Genomic DNA, 16,033 nt, shown 5'->3' on the forward strand with positions numbered 1-16,033 from the left:
CTATGTCCCAAGATAGCAAACCCTCCAAAGCAAATACCGGCGCTGTAGCCGAGTCATCCAACTTCTTACGCCAGATCATTGACCATGATTTAGCAAGCGGAGCTTTTTCACAGCGCACTAATTTAGCGGGCCAAGCTATCCCATCCATCATCACGCGTTTTCCGCCGGAGCCAAACGGCTACTTACATATTGGTCACGCCAAAAGTATTTGCCTAAACTTCGGCCTAGCTGCTGACTACAACGCTCAAGCTGGTGGTGCGCGCTGCAATATGCGCTTAGATGACACCAATCCAGTTAAAGAGGATGTGGAATACGCTGACAGTATTTTGGATGCAGTGAAGTGGCTTGGTTTTGATTGGGGCACTCACCTCTATCACGCGAGTGATTACTTTGATCGCCTCTATGAATTTGCCGAAGTCTTAATTCAGAATGGCAAGGCCTACGTTGATAGTCAAAGTGCAGATGACATTCACACTAATCGCGGCAACTTTGGCCAAGCTGGAAAAAACAGCCCTTATCGCGATCGCAGCCCGGAAGAGAATCTACAGTTATTTCGCGATATGCGTGATGGCAAGTTCAAGGATGGTGAACATGTACTGCGTCTGAAGATTGATATGGCGCACCCGAATATTGTGATGCGCGACCCTGTGGTTTATCGCATCCGCCATACCGATCACCACCGCACTGGCAGCAAATGGTGTATCTATCCTCTATATGACTTCACACATTGCATCTCGGATGCATTAGAAAATGTCTCCCACTCCATATGCACACTGGAGTTTGAGAACAATCGCCCGCTGTACGACTGGATTGTGAGCTCCCTCAAAGAGCTTGGCGTCTTTAAAGACCCTGTCCCGCATCAATATGAATTCGCACGCCTCAACCTAACCTACACCATCACCAGCAAGCGAAAGTTGTTGCAATTGGTGGAAGAAAACCATGTAGAGGGCTGGGATGATCCGCGTATGCCAACCATCGTCGGCATACGTCGTCGTGGTTACACGCCAGAAAGCATTCGCTTGTTCTGTGAGCGTATTGGCGTCTCTAAAGCGGATAGTTGGATTGACATGAGCACACTAGATCAAGCGCTACGCGATGATCTTGAAGTTAGAGCGCCACGTGCAACCGCTGTTTTAAAACCGCTTAAGCTCGTAGTTGAAAACTTTGATGCGTCAGCAAAAGAAGCTTGCTCTGCACCACGTCATCCCAATCATCCCGAATGGGGCAACCGTGAATTTCATTTCACGCGTGAGCTATGGATTGAGGCGGATGATTTTATGCAAGAACCTATCAAAGGCTTTTTCAGACTGTACCCACCGATTGGTGATCAACCTGGTAGCCGTGTACGTTTGCGTCATGGCTTTGTGGTGGAGTGCACCGGCTATGAAACAGATGCACAGGGTAACGTTACCCAAGTCAATGTGACACACTTCCCGGACAGCAAGAGCGGCACTCCAGGATCTAATAATTACAAAGTAAAAGGCAATATTCACTGGATCAGTGCTGCTGAAGCTATTCCAACTGAAGTACGTCTTTACGATCATCTCTTTAGTGATCCACATCCAGATAGCGGCGATAAGAATTTCTTAGACGCAATCAATCCAAACTCTAAGCAAACCATTGCCGCTTACCTAGAGCCTTGCATGAAAGATGCCAAACCGGAAGATCGCTTCCAGTTTGAGCGTCATGGCTACTTCGTTGCTGATAAGAATGACTCCAAACCTGGTAAGCCTGTATTTAACCGTACGGTTGGCCTTAAGGATTCTTGGAAATAGTTTTCAGAAAATGTCCTACGCTCGGATAGCGTAGCGGCGTTTTGAGTTCATGCAAGCGGGTGTTAGTGACTCTGCGTGACTCGCGCATAAATGACCACAGCATTGGACTCACTAGCTTCTGCAACTCGTTGCCAGGTAAGCGTTTCGGTCTTTCCAACCCAAATGCATCAGCTACTTCGTCAAAGTAATCACCCATTTTGGTTTCACCTCCATCACAGGCATTAATAACGCGCTGGGGTTTGCCGTGAAAAACCGCCGCGCAAACCAGTCTAGCTAAATCATCACTATGAATGTGATTGGAGTAGGCATCTTCTTCGGATAGCAAAGCAGGTGTTTGCGCATGAAGGCGATCGATTGGTAAACGGTCAGCAGCATAAATTCCAGGTACGCGCAAAATCGTTAAAACAACGCCATGGGCGGGCGCCCATAGACGAAGCATCTGCTCCGCATCCACTCTTCTTTTAGCGCGCTCACTTTGGGCATTGACCGGAGTTACCTCACTTACCCTTCCACCCTGGTGATCACCGTATACGCCCGTAGTACTGATATAGATCAGGCGCCTGACAGCATTGGAGCCTTGGGCTAAAATTAGAAGTAGGTTGCGGGTTCGGCAATCACGATTTCCACTGTTTTGAGGTGGCGCCAAATGAATGACGGTTTGAGCTAAACCACTGAGGCGCCAAAGGGTCTCTGGATGATCCAGGTTACCCAAAATAGGGATCGCGCCAACCTCCCTCAACTCCTGAAAACGAGCTTGTTGAGAAGTGAGCGCATAAATACGATGACTTCTAGAGAGCTGCCTAGCCACCCGAAGACCAATGTCTCCGCAGCCAATAATCAGGATTGAAGGTTTACCAAAAGATTGCATAAGTAACATCGTAACGATTTATTGAAAGGAATGAGAGTGTCTCATCAGGTCACGCTCAAAACGAGCGGCAAACAATTTACCGTCAATCCAGATGAGAATCTCCTGGAGGCCGCTCTCCGCCAAGGCATTAACTTACCCTATGGGTGCAAAAATGGCGCCTGCGGATCCTGTAAGGGAAAGATTTTAGAAGGTCAAGTAAGCCATGGTCAGCATAGTGAAAGCGCCCTTAGCAAAGCCGATGAGACAGCAGGCGGGATTTTATTCTGCTGCGCCCACCCGCAGTCAGACCTATTAATAGAAGCTCGCGAAGTTCAAGGGGCTGGCGATATTGCCATTCGTAAAGTACCTTGCCGCGTCAACACAATTAGCAAACCTAGCAGTGATGTTGCCATTTTAAAGTTGCAACTTCCGGCTGCTGAACGCTTCCAGTTCTTGGCTGGACAGTATCTCGAGTTTTTATTGAAGGATGGTCAGCGCCGGGCTTACTCGATTGCGAATGCCCCCGAACAAGAGGGTCCGCTTGAGTTACATATACGCCACCTGCCGGGCGGCTTATTTACTGATTTTGTTTTTGGCGCCGTTACTCCAGCTTTAAAAGAAAAAGATATCCTCCGCTTTGAAGGTCCTTTGGGTAGCTTTTTCTTAAGAGAAGATTCTAAAAAGCCCATCATCTTTTTAGCGGCAGGTACTGGCTTTGCCCCTATCAAATCCATTATTGAACAAATGCAAATCAAAAAGATTGAGCGCCCCATTCATCTTTACTGGGGTGGACGTCGTCCCAACGATCTCTATATGAATGCGCTTTGCGAGTCCTGGGCGAAAGAAATTGCACACTTCAAATACATTCCCGTCATTTCTGATGCCTTAGCTGGAGACCATTGGAAGGGGCGTACCGGGTTTGTGCATCAAGCCGTCATTGATGACCACCCCAATTTGAAGGGCTTTCAGGTCTATGCATGCGGAGCCCCAGTAATGGTTAATGCCGCTAGAAATGACTTTGCAGCCAAATGCCAGCTACCAGATGAAGAATTCTTCGCCGACTCGTTTACCAGCGCGGCGGATTTGGCTACAAGCTAAGTCCTGCGCCATAAATCCCATTCAGCGAGATAATAGAAACCTTATTTGCCCTTATTGACCCACATTAACCTATCACCCCAAACCAGCATGAATAAGCCAGCACAAGCTATCGACACCCACTCAGTGATGTTCATTACCCCACGCCCAGAAGTCATCATGGTCGAAGGTAAGGGCTCATGGTTGACCGATAACAATGGCAAACGCTACTTAGATTTCTTGCAAGGCTGGGCAGTGAATTGTTTAGGTCATGGCAACCCAGGCATGATTGACGCACTGAATGCGCAAGCAAAGAAGTTAATCAATCCAAGCCCTGCGTTCTATAACGAACCCATGATCGGCTTATCTAATCTCCTGACAGACAATAGTTGCTTTGACAAAGTCTTCTTTGCTAACAGCGGCGCCGAAGCAAATGAAGGTGCGATTAAGCTCGCACGCAAATGGGGTCAACTTAACAAGTCTGGCGCATTTGAGATCATCACGTTTGATCACAGCTTTCATGGCCGTACATTAGCCACAATGAGCGCCTCCGGAAAGCCAAACTGGGACACAATGTTTGCCCCACAAGTAGCAGGCTTCCCAAAAGCGGATTTAAATGATTTGGAATCCGTTAAAAAGCTAGTGACCGATAAGACGGTTGCAGTCATGTTGGAACCCGTTCAGGGCGAAGGCGGTGTCATTCCAGCCACTCAAGAATTTATGCGTGAGCTACGTAAGTTCACTAAAGAAAATAATATTTTGCTGATTGCCGACGAAGTGCAGGCAGGCTGCGGTCGTACAGGCAGTCTCTTTGCCTACCAAAACTACGGTATCGAGCCTGACATCATGACCCTAGGTAAAGGTATTGGTGGTGGCGTACCGCTAGCGGCGCTTCTGGCGACTGATGCGGTGGCGTGCTTCGTACCTGGCGATCAAGGCGGCACCTATAACGGCAACCCTCTCATGACTGCGGTTGGCATGAGCGTTATTGAGCAATTATTGGCACCAGGATTTTTAGAAAGCGTTAAAGCAAAAGGCGAACTTCTGAAATCAGAGTTACTTAAGCTTTGCGTTGAATTTAATCTTGAAGGTGAACGCGGCGAGGGTTTACTGCGCGCGTTGATGTTAGGTAAAGATATCGGTGGAAAACTGGTTGATCTTGCGCGCGATCGTAACCCCGAGGGATTGTTGATTAACTCTCCAAGACCAAACTTGTTGCGCTTTATGCCAGCCCTGAATGTGTCTGATGATGAAATTCGTCAGATGTGTAATATGCTGCGCGAGCTACTCAAGGAAGTGGCGTAAGACTTACTGCCACTCAACCGCCTACTTATTCACCAAGGTAGGCAGTTCTCACCCTTGAGTCTTCGAGCAACTCCTCACCTGACCCACTCAGGGTAATTAAGCCACTCTCCATGACGTAGGCCCGATTGGCCATCTGCAATGCAAGGCGGGCATTTTGCTCAACCAACAGAATCGTCATACCGCTCGACGACAAACTCCGCACTACATCAAAAATGGTTTCGACCATGATGGGAGATAAGCCCATTGAAGGCTCATCCAGAAGTAACAATTTGGGCTGCGCCATCATTGCCCTACCCATAGCAACCATTTGCTGCTCGCCACCAGATAAGGTCCCAGCCAATTGAGATAAGCGCTCTTTGAGTCTAGGGAAGTACGAGTACACCTCTTCAAGCTTGCGCTCAATCTCCTTAGCGTCTGTTTTTAAGTAAGCGCCCATTTGGAGATTTTCCAAAATGGTCATGCGCTTAAACACGCCACGGCCCTCCGGAACCATGCCCAAGCCGAGCTGAACTAATTCATATGCGGGCAGCTTCTTGGTTTCACGATTTGCAAAATGAATATCGCCGGCAGAAGGATTTAGCAATCCAGCAATTGCTTTAAGAGTTGAACTCTTCCCGGCACCATTGGCGCCAATTAGGGCAACCAACTCACCATGATTGACTTGCAGATCAATACCCTTAACGGCATTAATGCCGCCATAAGACACTTGAAGACCCTTTACTCGGAGCAATGCATTTGTCATGCTGCCCCCTGACCCAAATAGGCTTTAATCACCTCGGGATGCACACGAACATCTGCAGGTTTGCCTGAAGCAATGACCTTGCCGTAATCTAAAACAGTCAGACTATCGCAAATTCCCATAACCAAACTGACATCGTGCTCGATGAGCAAAATCGTTTTTCCGTCAGCGCGAATACGTAGCAGCAGCTCACGTAACTCCAGCTTCTCAGTAGCATTCATACCTGCTGCCGGCTCATCTAAAGCCAAGAGTTTAGGCTCCGTAGCCAAAGCTCTAGCGATCTCCAGGCGGCGCTGATGTCCATAGGAAAGGTTGCGTGCCTGCATATTAGAAAAATCGCCAAGGTCAACGTAATCTAAGAGCGCTAGAGATTTTTCACGGATAGCCTGTTCTTCACGCTTAGCGGAAGGAGTACGGAAAATAGCGCCAAACAATCCTGCATTAGATCGGCAATGACAACCTACCATGACGTTTTCAAGCACAGTCATTTCACCAAAGAGGCGGATATTCTGAAATGTTCTAGCTAAACCTGATTTTGTTACCTCAGAAACTGACTCTGGAAAATAAGACTTGCCATTAAATAAAAAGATTCCAGAATCTGCTGGGTATAAACCTGTGATGACATTAAAAAACGTTGTCTTGCCAGCGCCATTGGGTCCAATCAAACCAACGATTGCGCCATGAGGAACTTGTAGGCCTACTGAGTCAAGCGCTTGTACTCCGCCAAAGCGCTTGGATACATCAGTGACATCTAAAAGCAGATGGAGTGCCGTCATTGTGCCGCCCCACTTTTTTGCCAAATACCACCAGGGCGATACAGCATGATCAGAATTAAGGCTAGGCCGTAAATTAATTGACGAATAATTTCTACGTCCACAATCACATGCCCAAATAATGCCTGCTGTAGAGGCTGTGCAATACCGCGTAAGACCTCAGGAAAAATTGCCAACAATACCGCACCCAAGATAACTCCAGGAATATGGCCAATGCCGCCGAGAACCACCATGGCCAATACAACAATCGACTCCCAAAGCGTAAAGGACTCTGGCGAAACAAAGCCCTGAAAGGCGGAAAACAACACGCCAGCCACACCCGCAAAAGAAGCGCCAATAGCAAATGCAAGTAATTTCATATTGCGAGTATTGATACCCATCGCTTTGGCAGCGATTTCATCCTCCCGAATTGCAACCCAAGCGCGTCCTATTCTTGAATTCTGCAAATGCATGCAAACGATTGCAACGGTAATTGCTAGCAACAAGAACAAATAGAACACCAAATACAAACCAGGAATCTTGATAAAACCCAGATCCAAGGTTTTGGCAAAGGAGATCCCAAAAAATTGAATGGGATCAATCGCCGCAATTCCTTTGGGCCCATTGGTGAGATTTAGAGGGCGATCTAGGTTATTCATAAAGATGCGAATAATTTCACCAAACCCCAAAGTCACAATTGCCAAATAATCGCCGCGCAATTGCAAAGTAGGCAAACCTAAAATGATTCCAAATAAAGCAGCCAAAATAATTGAGAAGACCGCAACCATCCAGGGTGAAAAATGCATTCCTTCCGGGAAAGCCGCAGCAATACTTTCAAATTGAGCAGGCAAATGTGGTGATGCCAATAAGGCAAAACTGTAGGCGCCTAATGCATAGAAAGCGATATAACCTAAATCCAAAAGACCTGCGAAGCCCACCACAACATTGAGGCCCAATGCCAACACAATGTAGAGCAAAGCAAAATCGAGCACCCTCACCCAGTAGTTGCCGCCACTTGCGCCAACTATCCATGGCAAAAGGAGCAACGCAATGGCGCCAAGCCATAGATAGCTTGTTCTACTGAGATAGTTGAATCGAATCGCCTTAAGCACGATCAGAAACCTTCTCACCTAATAGTCCGGTTGGCCTTAAGACCAATACCAAAATTAATACTAAAAAGGCAAAGATGTCTTGGTAGTTTGAGCCAAACACCCCACCAGTCAGTTCGCCAATGTAACCAGCGCCCAATGACTCAATTAAGCCCAAGAGAAGGCCGCCCAACATGGCGCCCTGTAAATTTCCAATACCACCAAGAACGGCTGCAGTAAATGCTTTTAGCCCAGGGATAAAACCCATATAGAAATGCACATTGCCATAATTGCTTGCAATCATGACACCAGCTAAGCCAGCTAATGCGCCACCCAACATGAAGGTAATTGAGATAACGCGATTGGGATTGACCCCCATCAGCGCAGCAATTTGAGTTTGCTCAGCAGTCGCACGCATTGCTCTGCCCAGTTTTGTTTTCTCTACCAAGAACAACAAACCTGACATCACTACCAAAGCAACCACGATGATCACAATTTCTTTACCGGTAATTGTTGCGCCACTACCCCATAAATCAATCGGACTGGATGGCAGCAATTGTGGATAGGTCATTGGATTACGCGACCAAATCATCATGGCAATCGTCTGCAACAAAATAGACATGCCGATTGCTGAAATTAGAGGGGCCAGGCGAGGCGCATTGCGCAACGGGCGGTAAGCGATGCGCTCAATCCAATAGCTCAAGCCCGCACATACGGCCATAGTGACAGGTAAGACAATCAACAAGGTCAACCAGCCAGGTAAGTCGCTGGTCAGACTCAAAATTAAACGTAGCAATGACAATGACACCATTGCGCCGATCATCAGCACTTCGCCATGTGCAAAGTTAATAATGCCTAAAACCCCGTAAACCATGGTGTAGCCCAAAGCAATTAAGGCGTAAATGCTACCGAGCACTAAGCCATTAATAATTTGCTGTAGAAGGATATCCATTAGGGTTAATAAATGTATTTAGTCTTGATAAAAAAAAATAGCACCGCAAAAGCGGCGCTATTTTTTACAGAGGAGTCTTACATCTTGATGACATCAAGAACGTTTTTCTTTTTGTCTTTGAAGTCATAGAGTGTGATTACACCTTCTTTCATATCGCCTTTTTCATCAAAAGCAATATTGCCTACCAAGCCATTCATTTTGGTATCTGGCATCGCAGCCAAGATCTTTGCCGAATCAGTTGAATTGGCACGCTTCATGGAATCTACGAGTACATAAACTGCATCATAGGTAAACGGTGCATAGATTTGAACGTCTGCGTTAAAGCGCTCTTTATAACGCTTTTGGAAGTCGGCGCCTTGAGCCATCTTAGATAGCGCCATGCCAGCCTCTGAACAAGTCACATTGACGACCGCCTCACCAGCCAACTCAGCGAGCTTCTCGGTACACATACCATCACCACCAACTACCTTTGACTTAATGCCAAGTTCAGCAGCCTGCTTAGTTAATGGGCCGCCAGTAGCATCCATCCCGCCATACATGATGACATCTGGTTTACTGCCTTTTACTTTAGTCAAAATCGCCTTGAAATCAGTCGCCTTGTTGTTGCTAGCTTCACGTGTAACCACTTTCAAACCTGCAGCCTTAACAGTCTTTTCAAACTCATCAGCCAAACCTTTGCCATACTGACTTGAATCATCAATGATGGCGACCGTTTTAGCTTTTAATGTATTGATAACGTAATTAGCTAACGCAGGGCCTTGCTGTGCGTCTGTGGCAACCAAGCGATAAGTAGTTTTAAAACCTTGCTTTGTGTAATCAGGGTTAGTTGCAGATGGGGATACTTGAGTAATTCCTGCATCGCTATAAATTTTTGACGCCGGAATGCTAGTGCCAGAATTTAAATGACCCACTACGCCTACAACTTTTGCGTCAACCAATTTTTGCGCAACTTGGGTTGCAGTTTTTGGATCCTCTGCATCATCCTCAGGAACTAAAGTGAGCACTACTTTTTTTCCGTCGATGGTTAAGCCGGATTTATTAATTTCTTCAATAGCCAAACGAGCGCCGTTCTCGTTGTCTTTGCCTAAATGGGCAATAGGACCGGTCAGCGGTGCAACGTGGCCGATCTTGACCTCAACCCCATCTGCAGGAGCTGCAGCAGTTTTATCGCCGCCTTTTCCGCAGCCCGCCAAAATCAAAGTCGCCACTGACAATGCAATAGCGCTCTTCATAAAAATCACTTTTGATTTACTCATGTACAGCTCCTCTGTTATGAATGAATACTTCAGTCAACTAAATTTTTAGGCAATGAAAACGTGACATCCTCAACAACACCATCCAAAGCACGCACATGCCTTGGGCCAAACTCTTGGATACGCTGAACAATCGCTTGAGCCAAACTTTCTGGGGCCGAAGCACCTGCTGTTAAACCGACGCGCTTCTTACCAGCGAACCATTCTGGCTTTAACTGCTCTGGAGCGTCCACCATATAAGAAGGCACACCTAGCTTTTCAGATAATTCACGCAAACGATTGGAGTTAGAGCTGGTCGCACTACCCACCACAATCACCACCTCAACCTGCGGTGCCATAAATTTCACAGCATCCTGTCGATTTTGGGTGGCATAACAAATATCTTGTTTGCGAGGCTGAACAATATTAGGAAATTTTTTCGTGAGCGCCTCAACAATTTCTCGAGTCTCGTCAACTGATAGCGTTGTTTGGGTAACAAAGGCGATCTTTTCATCGCTTGCGAAAGGTAAGGAATCAATATCACCCAATTTCTCAATCAAGAAGACGCCTTCTTTCACTTGGCCCATCGTCCCCTCTACTTCAGGATGACCTGCGTGACCAATCATCAATACCGTAAATCCATCTTTGCACATCTTGACGACCTCAAGATGAACCTTGGTTACCAAGGGGCACGTGGCGTCGTAGACCTGCAAGCCACGCTCCTGCGCATCCTTGCGGACTTCTTGAGAAACACCATGCGCGCTAAAGACAACGATTCCACCCTTGGGAACCTCATGCAACTCTTCAACAAATACAGCACCTTTATCGCGCAATTCATTGACAACATAAGCGTTATGAACAATCTCATGTCGCACATAAATGGGGGCGCCAAAACGGGCAAGCGCCTCATTGACAATATTGATAGCACGATCCACTCCCGCGCAAAATCCACGGGGCTGAGCCATCAAAATTTCAGCGTTATCGAGCTGGCTCATGTTTTAAAGAATGGCAACAATCTGCGCTTCGAATGTAACGGGTATGCCAGCCAATGGATGATTGAAGTCAAACCACGCACCCTCTTCATTAATCGATTGCAATACACCCGCATACTGAGCGCCACCTGGCGCGTTAAATTCAATCACATCACCCGGATTAAATTCCACGTCGTCATCACGACCTTCTTTGAGCGCCTTCAAGGAAACCCATTGCACCAAATCTTCTTTGCGCTCACCGAAACTTTCCCCAGGCTCAAGTAGCGCACTTTTTTTCTCACCCACTTCAAGACCAAGCAACACACTTTCAAAGCAAGGAGCAAATTGTCCAGAGCCCATCAGAACCGTCGCAGGACGATCGATAAAAGTATTGATGTAATCCTCCCCATTGGGCAAAGTGAGCCGGTAATTGAGAGTCAAATAGGAGTTAGGCAAAACAGTAAGCTTAGTCATAAGGTGATTGTATCTAGGCCTGCGCCTGCTGTGCACTCTCCGATTACGGGTTGGCCAAAAAATGAGCAGCCTCGAGAAAAACTTCGCATTTATGGCGCCTCGGCACTTTCTGACGCAGAGCTGCTTGCCATCTTTCTCAGGGTGGGCGTTAAAGGCAAAAGCGCTGTAGCCCTAGCCAAAGATCTACTGCATCACTTCGGCAGTCTGCCTCGCCTATTGGCTTGTAGCCAAGAGGATCTAACGCGAATACATGGAATGGGGCTTTCTAAGTGGTCACAAATTCAAGCGGCTTATGAGTTGGTCAAACGCAGTCTTGAGGATGGCCTTACCCAAGACCCCATCTTTTCCTCGCCCTGCCATGTCAGAGAGTTTTTACAGGCAAAAATAGGACGTCTGCCTCATGAAGTATTTCTTTGCCTTTATTTAGACTCTCGACTCCACCTGATTGAGTGTCAGGAACTCTTTAGAGGGTCGATTCGACAGGCGGCGGTCTACCCCCGAGAAATCCTCAAGGAAGCCCTTGCTAGGAATGCTAGCGCCCTTATCGTGGCCCATAACCACCCCAGCGGTAACCCCCTACCAAGCGATTCAGACCAAGAACTTACTAAAACCATCATCAACGCCCTTCAGCTGGTTGATATCGCCCTTTTAGACCACTGCATTGTGAGTGGCACTGGTTTTTTCTCTTTTTCAGACTCTGGCCTTATGAATATTGACAAAAAATGATAGTAATTACTAACTTAATCGAAATTTCAAGGCATTTCCACCCACCCATTCCCCTGAAGTCGAGAACTAAAGCCAATTAGGGCTAGCCCAAAATAGGCTGGGACTGATACAATCTTCTTTTTTCGCAATTAATGGAGTTATGTCATGGCAAAAGTTTGCCAAGTCACTGGGAAGAAGCCGATGGTTGGCAACAATGTATCCCATGCAAACAATAAAACGAAGCGTCGCTTTTTGCCGAATTTGCAAAACCGTCGTTTCTGGGTTGAATCTGAAAACCGTTGGATTAGCTTGCGCTTAACCAATGCTGGTTTGCGCGTTATCGACAAGAACGGCATCGATGCTGTGTTGTCTGATCTTCGTGCACGTGGCGAAATTTAAGGAGCGCACAAATGGCTAAAGGCGGTAGAGAAAAAATCAAGTTAGAGTCATCAGCAGGTACTGGTCACTTCTACACAACTTCAAAAAACAAGCGTACTAAGCCTGAGAAAATGGAGATCATGAAATTCGATCCAACCATTCGCAAGCACGTTGCTTATAAAGAAACAAAGCTGAAGTAATCTTTACTTCAAGCAAATAAAAAACCCGCTGATCTAGCGGGTTTTTTATTGCCTAAAGTTGTCTAAACTTTTGAAGAGTTATTTGCTTAGGACTGCATTAAGCATAACGGCGTAATCTCAAAGAGAATTCGCGCAAGCTCGTTAAGCCACTATCTTCAGCACGCTGACACCAAGCATGCAACTGAGAAACCAACTGCTCCCTGGTGGCGCTAGAGCGGCCCCAGATTGCTTGCAGATCACGCCGCATCTCGATCATCTTACGTAACTGAGCGTTACTCGCCATCAACTCTTCGAGGTTTGCTTTTTCTTGCTCCGTTAAGCGAGATTCATCCTTGCTTAACCAAGTGCGCGCATCTTTTAAATGTGCCGCTAAAACCTGCATATGCTGAACCTCATTATTGAAGAAGCTGCGCAAGGTCTTACTATAGCGCGCCATGATTTCATAACGATTTGCAATGATCGCTTCGAGTGTTGTTTGATCTGCAGGACGTAAATCGCTCAACACTGGTTTAGGTGGAGTCTTTTTCACGGTAGCTAAACCCACTGCGCTCATGATTTGGATATACATCCAACCAATGTCAAACTCATACCACTTGTTTGATAACTTCGCGCTAGTTGCAAAGGTGTGATGATTGTTGTGCAATTCTTCACCGCCAATCAAAATGCCCCAAGGAAAAATATTGGTAGAAGCATCTTCGCAATCGAAATTGCGATAACCCCAGTAGTGGCCAATGCCATTGATCACACCAGCAGCAGTGATTGGGATCCACAGCATTTGCACAGCCCATACTGTTAGCCCTATGCCACCGAATAAAAATACGTCAATGATGAGCATGATGGCAACGCCCTGCCAAGAAAACTTGGAGTAAACATTGCGCTCAATCCAGTCGTCCGGAGTGCCGTGTCCAAACTTATCTAAGGTCTCTTGGTTGGCAGCTTCTTTTTTATAAAGCTCAGCGCCCCGAGATAGCACAGTTGTAATTCCTAAAACTTGCGGGCTATGTGGGTCATCCACTGTTTCGCATTTAGCGTGATGCTTGCGATGAATCGCTGCCCATTCCTTAGTAACCATGCCTGTGGTTAGCCACAGCCAAAGACGGAAGAAATGGGAAATGATTGGATGCAGTTCCAAAGCGCGGTGCGCTTGGCAGCGATGCAAAAAAATGGTCACTGCAGCAATGGTGATGTGGGTAGCCACGAGGGTGAAAACAAGAATCTTCCACCAAGCCCAATCCAAATATCCATTGGCAAGCCAGTGGAGGAATAAATCAAAACCTGAAACTGTATTCAAAAGGGAATCCCTAAAGCGGTCTAAAACTCTATTTTAGTTCTTTAGGGGCCTTCTTGTTTTTGACCTTAGTCTCTTTTTCTTCGCCTTTTTCTAATGCAGGCAAAGGGGCTGCAGCTTTCTTTTGAAAAACCGCTCCGAAGAAACCATCCGTTCCATGTATATGTGGCCATAGCTGCCACCAAGGATTATCAAGACTGCATCCCAAAGGTAATTTTTCCTTTGGAAACAATGGCTTAAGAACTTCTGCCGCTGGAACAGCCTCAAATTGCGGGTGTTTTGCCAGAAAATCCTCGGCGATTGCCTGATTTTCTTGGGGCAATAGGCTGCAGGTGGCGTAAACCAGGCGTCCGCCTGGCTTTAATAGTCGAGCAGCGGAAGACAGAATGCTCATCTGCTTCTGGTTCAGTTCCAATACCCCGGTTGGGGTCTGGCGCCACTTAAGGTCTGGATTGCGGCGTAAGGTACCCATGCCACTGCAAGGGGCATCTACCAGCACGCGGTCAATCTTCCCGGCCAGGCGCTTGATCTTCGTGTCATTCTCACTATCAATCCAAACTGGGTGTACGTTTGAGAGGCCACTGCGAGCCTGCCTTGGCTTCAAGTTTGCCAAGCGACGCTCAGATGTGTCCAAAGCGTATAAACGCCCTGTGGATCGCATTAACGCCCCAATAGCCAAAGTCTTGCCACCAGCGCCAGCGCAAAAATCCACGACCATCTCGCCACGTTTAGGAGCGAGCAAGTAAGCCAACAATTGACTGCCTTCATCTTGCACCTCAAACATACCCTCTTTAAAGCCAGTAGTATTTTGCAAGGCAGGCTTGCCCATGATGCGTACGCCATCCGGCGCGTATGGAGTTGGAATTGCTTGATAGCGACCACCCAATGCATTCATCTGCGCGAGCAACTCTTCACGATTGGTTTTCATGGTGTTCGCACGCAAATCCAAAAGTGCTGGATGCATCAAAGATTTTGCAAGTTCTTCACGAGTATCTTCACCTGGATATTGGCCAAATGCATCCCACAACCACTCTGGCAAATTGTTGCGCACGAGAGGATTTAAAGCGGCTGGGTCCACCGTTGCAAAACGTTGCAACCACTCGTATTCACCAGGCTTCAACACATGTGCTAAGTCAGCAATTGCACTCTCAGCACGATTCGCAGAACCCAATCCACCCTCAGATAGAGCGGACAGCAAACCCAATAGAGCTAAGCGTCTAGCCTGGGATCCTTCACCGCTAGAGGCAAATTGAGAGAACTCATTTTTACGACGCAAAATAGCAAACGCACTCTCTGCAATCAAAGCACGGTCACGATTTCCAAGTTGCTTCTCTTCTCTGAAATAACGACTGACTACTCGGTCTGCAGGCTGTTCAAAACTCAGCAATTCAGGGAGCAGACGCTCCAGATGAATCGCATGCTGTGGCAATGCTTTTGCATTCGAGAAATTCTTTTGACCTTCAGGCGCAATTAAATTTCCGCTGGCGTTACGACGCTCAGGGCGACGCAAAGGATCTTTCGATTTCGTTGCGTAACTTTTGTGTGGGGCTAGTCTGCTGCCAGATCTGCGGGGTGGACGTTCTGCACTCATAATTTAAAAAATTGCGACTCCGGGGGTTGTAACTTCACTTGATTACCTTCTATTCGCAATCGTCCATCGAGGAACCATTTTACGGCCCGCGGGTAAATTTGATGCTCAGCCGTCAAAACACGGGCTGCCAAGGTATCCGCATCATCCCCTTCCAACACCGGAACTGAGGCCTGACAAATAATTGGTCCCTCATCTACGCCCTCATTCACAAAATGGACTGTAGCGCCGTGCTCCTTCACACCAGCCTCTAAGGCACGCTCATGGGTGTGCAAACCGGGGAATGCAGGCAATAGGGCAGGATGGATATTGATTAATCGCCCCTCAAAATGACGGATAAAGCTTGGGGTCAAAATTCTCATAAAGCCCGCGAGAACCACCAAATCAGCCCCTAAAGCATCAATCTGCTGGATTAATGCAGCATCAAAGGATTCGCGAGTGGCATGCTCCTTATGCTCAATAGCAAAGGCCGGGATACCCTGCGAGCGAGCAAAATCAAGGCCCTTAGCCGCTGAGTGATTCGCTATGACCCCGGCAAATGTGACCGGCCATTGCTCTTTTTGAGCTGTTTTGACAATGGCCTCGAAATTAGATCCGCGGCCCGATATTAAGGTGACGATAGAAGGCATGCCCACAATATAATTGATGGCTACCCTGAAAGCGAT

General features: G+C 47.2%; 17 protein-coding genes. 6 read left to right on the forward strand and 11 right to left on the reverse strand.

Annotation, left to right across the window (positions count from 1 at the left end; genetic code table 11):
- The first annotated feature begins 2 nt into the window (after nucleotides 1-2).
- Nucleotides 3-1,775, forward strand: a complete 1,773-nt coding sequence (locus C2745_RS07925; protein WP_215384024.1) for a glutamine--tRNA ligase/YqeY domain fusion protein — start codon at nucleotides 3-5, stop codon at nucleotides 1,773-1,775.
- On the opposite strand, the gene C2745_RS07930 is transcribed toward C2745_RS07925, so the two are convergent.
- On the reverse strand, nucleotides 1,756-2,643 hold the full coding sequence (locus tag C2745_RS07930; protein ID WP_215385661.1) for an SDR family oxidoreductase: 888 nt from the start codon (nucleotides 2,641-2,643) through the stop codon (nucleotides 1,756-1,758). The two genes, C2745_RS07925 and C2745_RS07930, sit on opposite strands and share 20 nt — an antisense overlap.
- 36 nt (nucleotides 2,644-2,679) lie before the next feature.
- Between C2745_RS07930 and C2745_RS07935 the strand changes: the two genes are divergently transcribed.
- Nucleotides 2,680-3,720, forward strand: coding sequence for a CDP-6-deoxy-delta-3,4-glucoseen reductase (locus tag C2745_RS07935; protein ID WP_215384026.1), 1,041 nt, complete (start codon nucleotides 2,680-2,682; stop codon nucleotides 3,718-3,720).
- Between the two features lie 87 nt (nucleotides 3,721-3,807).
- The gene (locus C2745_RS07940; protein ID WP_215384028.1) at nucleotides 3,808-5,001 is read left to right on the forward strand and encodes an acetylornithine transaminase; all 1,194 of its coding nucleotides are present in this window, start codon (nucleotides 3,808-3,810) and stop codon (nucleotides 4,999-5,001) included.
- Nucleotides 5,002-5,026: 25 nt separating this feature from the next.
- Here the strand turns inward: C2745_RS07940 and C2745_RS07945 are convergent, their stop codons facing one another.
- From C2745_RS07945 to C2745_RS07975, 7 genes are all read right to left on the reverse strand, one after another.
- Nucleotides 5,027-5,743: an ABC transporter ATP-binding protein gene (locus C2745_RS07945; RefSeq protein WP_215384030.1), complete on the reverse strand. Its 717-nt coding sequence runs from the start codon at nucleotides 5,741-5,743 to the stop codon at nucleotides 5,027-5,029.
- The gene (locus C2745_RS07950; RefSeq protein ID WP_215384032.1) at nucleotides 5,740-6,516 is read right to left on the reverse strand and encodes an ABC transporter ATP-binding protein; all 777 of its coding nucleotides are present in this window, start codon (nucleotides 6,514-6,516) and stop codon (nucleotides 5,740-5,742) included. The genes C2745_RS07945 and C2745_RS07950 overlap by 4 nt, the downstream gene beginning before the upstream one ends.
- Nucleotides 6,513-7,607, reverse strand: coding sequence for a branched-chain amino acid ABC transporter permease (locus C2745_RS07955; RefSeq protein ID WP_371743005.1), 1,095 nt, complete (start codon nucleotides 7,605-7,607; stop codon nucleotides 6,513-6,515). Before C2745_RS07955 ends, C2745_RS07950 begins: the two co-directional genes overlap by 4 nt.
- Entirely contained in the window at nucleotides 7,597-8,532 is a 936-nt protein-coding gene (locus tag C2745_RS07960) for a branched-chain amino acid ABC transporter permease (protein ID WP_215384035.1), read from the reverse strand. The genes C2745_RS07955 and C2745_RS07960 overlap by 11 nt, the downstream gene beginning before the upstream one ends.
- 77 nt (nucleotides 8,533-8,609) lie before the next feature.
- On the reverse strand, nucleotides 8,610-9,764 hold the full coding sequence (locus tag C2745_RS07965; RefSeq protein WP_371743006.1) for a branched-chain amino acid ABC transporter substrate-binding protein: 1,155 nt from the start codon (nucleotides 9,762-9,764) through the stop codon (nucleotides 8,610-8,612).
- Between the two features lie 53 nt (nucleotides 9,765-9,817).
- Nucleotides 9,818-10,759 carry a 4-hydroxy-3-methylbut-2-enyl diphosphate reductase gene (gene ispH, locus C2745_RS07970; protein WP_215384039.1) on the reverse strand — a complete coding sequence of 314 codons (942 nt, stop codon included), beginning with the start codon at nucleotides 10,757-10,759 and terminating at the stop codon, nucleotides 9,818-9,820.
- Nucleotides 10,760-10,762: 3 nt separating this feature from the next.
- Nucleotides 10,763-11,209 (reverse strand): peptidylprolyl isomerase, encoded by a 447-nt coding sequence (locus C2745_RS07975; protein ID WP_215384041.1) that lies wholly within the window; start codon nucleotides 11,207-11,209, stop codon nucleotides 10,763-10,765.
- A gap of 3 nt (nucleotides 11,210-11,212) precedes the next feature.
- Between C2745_RS07975 and radC the strand changes: the two genes are divergently transcribed.
- From radC to rpmG, 3 genes are all read left to right on the forward strand, one after another.
- Nucleotides 11,213-11,935 (forward strand): DNA repair protein RadC, encoded by a 723-nt coding sequence (gene radC, locus C2745_RS07980; RefSeq protein WP_215384043.1) that lies wholly within the window; start codon nucleotides 11,213-11,215, stop codon nucleotides 11,933-11,935.
- A 144-nt stretch (nucleotides 11,936-12,079) separates the two neighbouring features.
- Nucleotides 12,080-12,313, forward strand: coding sequence for a 50S ribosomal protein L28 (rpmB, locus tag C2745_RS07985; protein WP_011903570.1), 234 nt, complete (start codon nucleotides 12,080-12,082; stop codon nucleotides 12,311-12,313).
- An 11-nt stretch (nucleotides 12,314-12,324) separates the two neighbouring features.
- On the forward strand, nucleotides 12,325-12,492 hold the full coding sequence (rpmG, locus tag C2745_RS07990) for a 50S ribosomal protein L33 (RefSeq protein WP_015421876.1): 168 nt from the start codon (nucleotides 12,325-12,327) through the stop codon (nucleotides 12,490-12,492).
- Between the two features lie 97 nt (nucleotides 12,493-12,589).
- Here rpmG and C2745_RS07995 read toward each other — a convergent pair whose 3' ends face one another.
- Genes C2745_RS07995 through purN form a run of 3 tightly spaced genes read right to left on the reverse strand, consistent with a single transcriptional unit; the run spans nucleotide 12,590 to nucleotide 15,997 of the window.
- Nucleotides 12,590-13,783 carry an acyl-CoA desaturase gene (locus C2745_RS07995; RefSeq protein WP_215384045.1) on the reverse strand — a complete coding sequence of 398 codons (1,194 nt, stop codon included), beginning with the start codon at nucleotides 13,781-13,783 and terminating at the stop codon, nucleotides 12,590-12,592.
- A gap of 28 nt (nucleotides 13,784-13,811) precedes the next feature.
- Complete coding sequence (locus C2745_RS08000) at nucleotides 13,812-15,371, reverse strand: RsmB/NOP family class I SAM-dependent RNA methyltransferase (protein ID WP_215384047.1); 1,560 nt, start codon at nucleotides 15,369-15,371, stop codon at nucleotides 13,812-13,814.
- The gene (gene purN, locus C2745_RS08005; protein ID WP_215384049.1) at nucleotides 15,368-15,997 is read right to left on the reverse strand and encodes a phosphoribosylglycinamide formyltransferase; all 630 of its coding nucleotides are present in this window, start codon (nucleotides 15,995-15,997) and stop codon (nucleotides 15,368-15,370) included. The genes C2745_RS08000 and purN overlap by 4 nt, the downstream gene beginning before the upstream one ends.
- Nucleotides 15,998-16,033 lie beyond the last annotated feature (36 nt).

The organism is Polynucleobacter sp. AP-Kolm-20A-A1 (assembly GCF_018688315.1).
Taxonomy (GTDB): domain Bacteria; phylum Pseudomonadota; class Gammaproteobacteria; order Burkholderiales; family Burkholderiaceae; genus Polynucleobacter.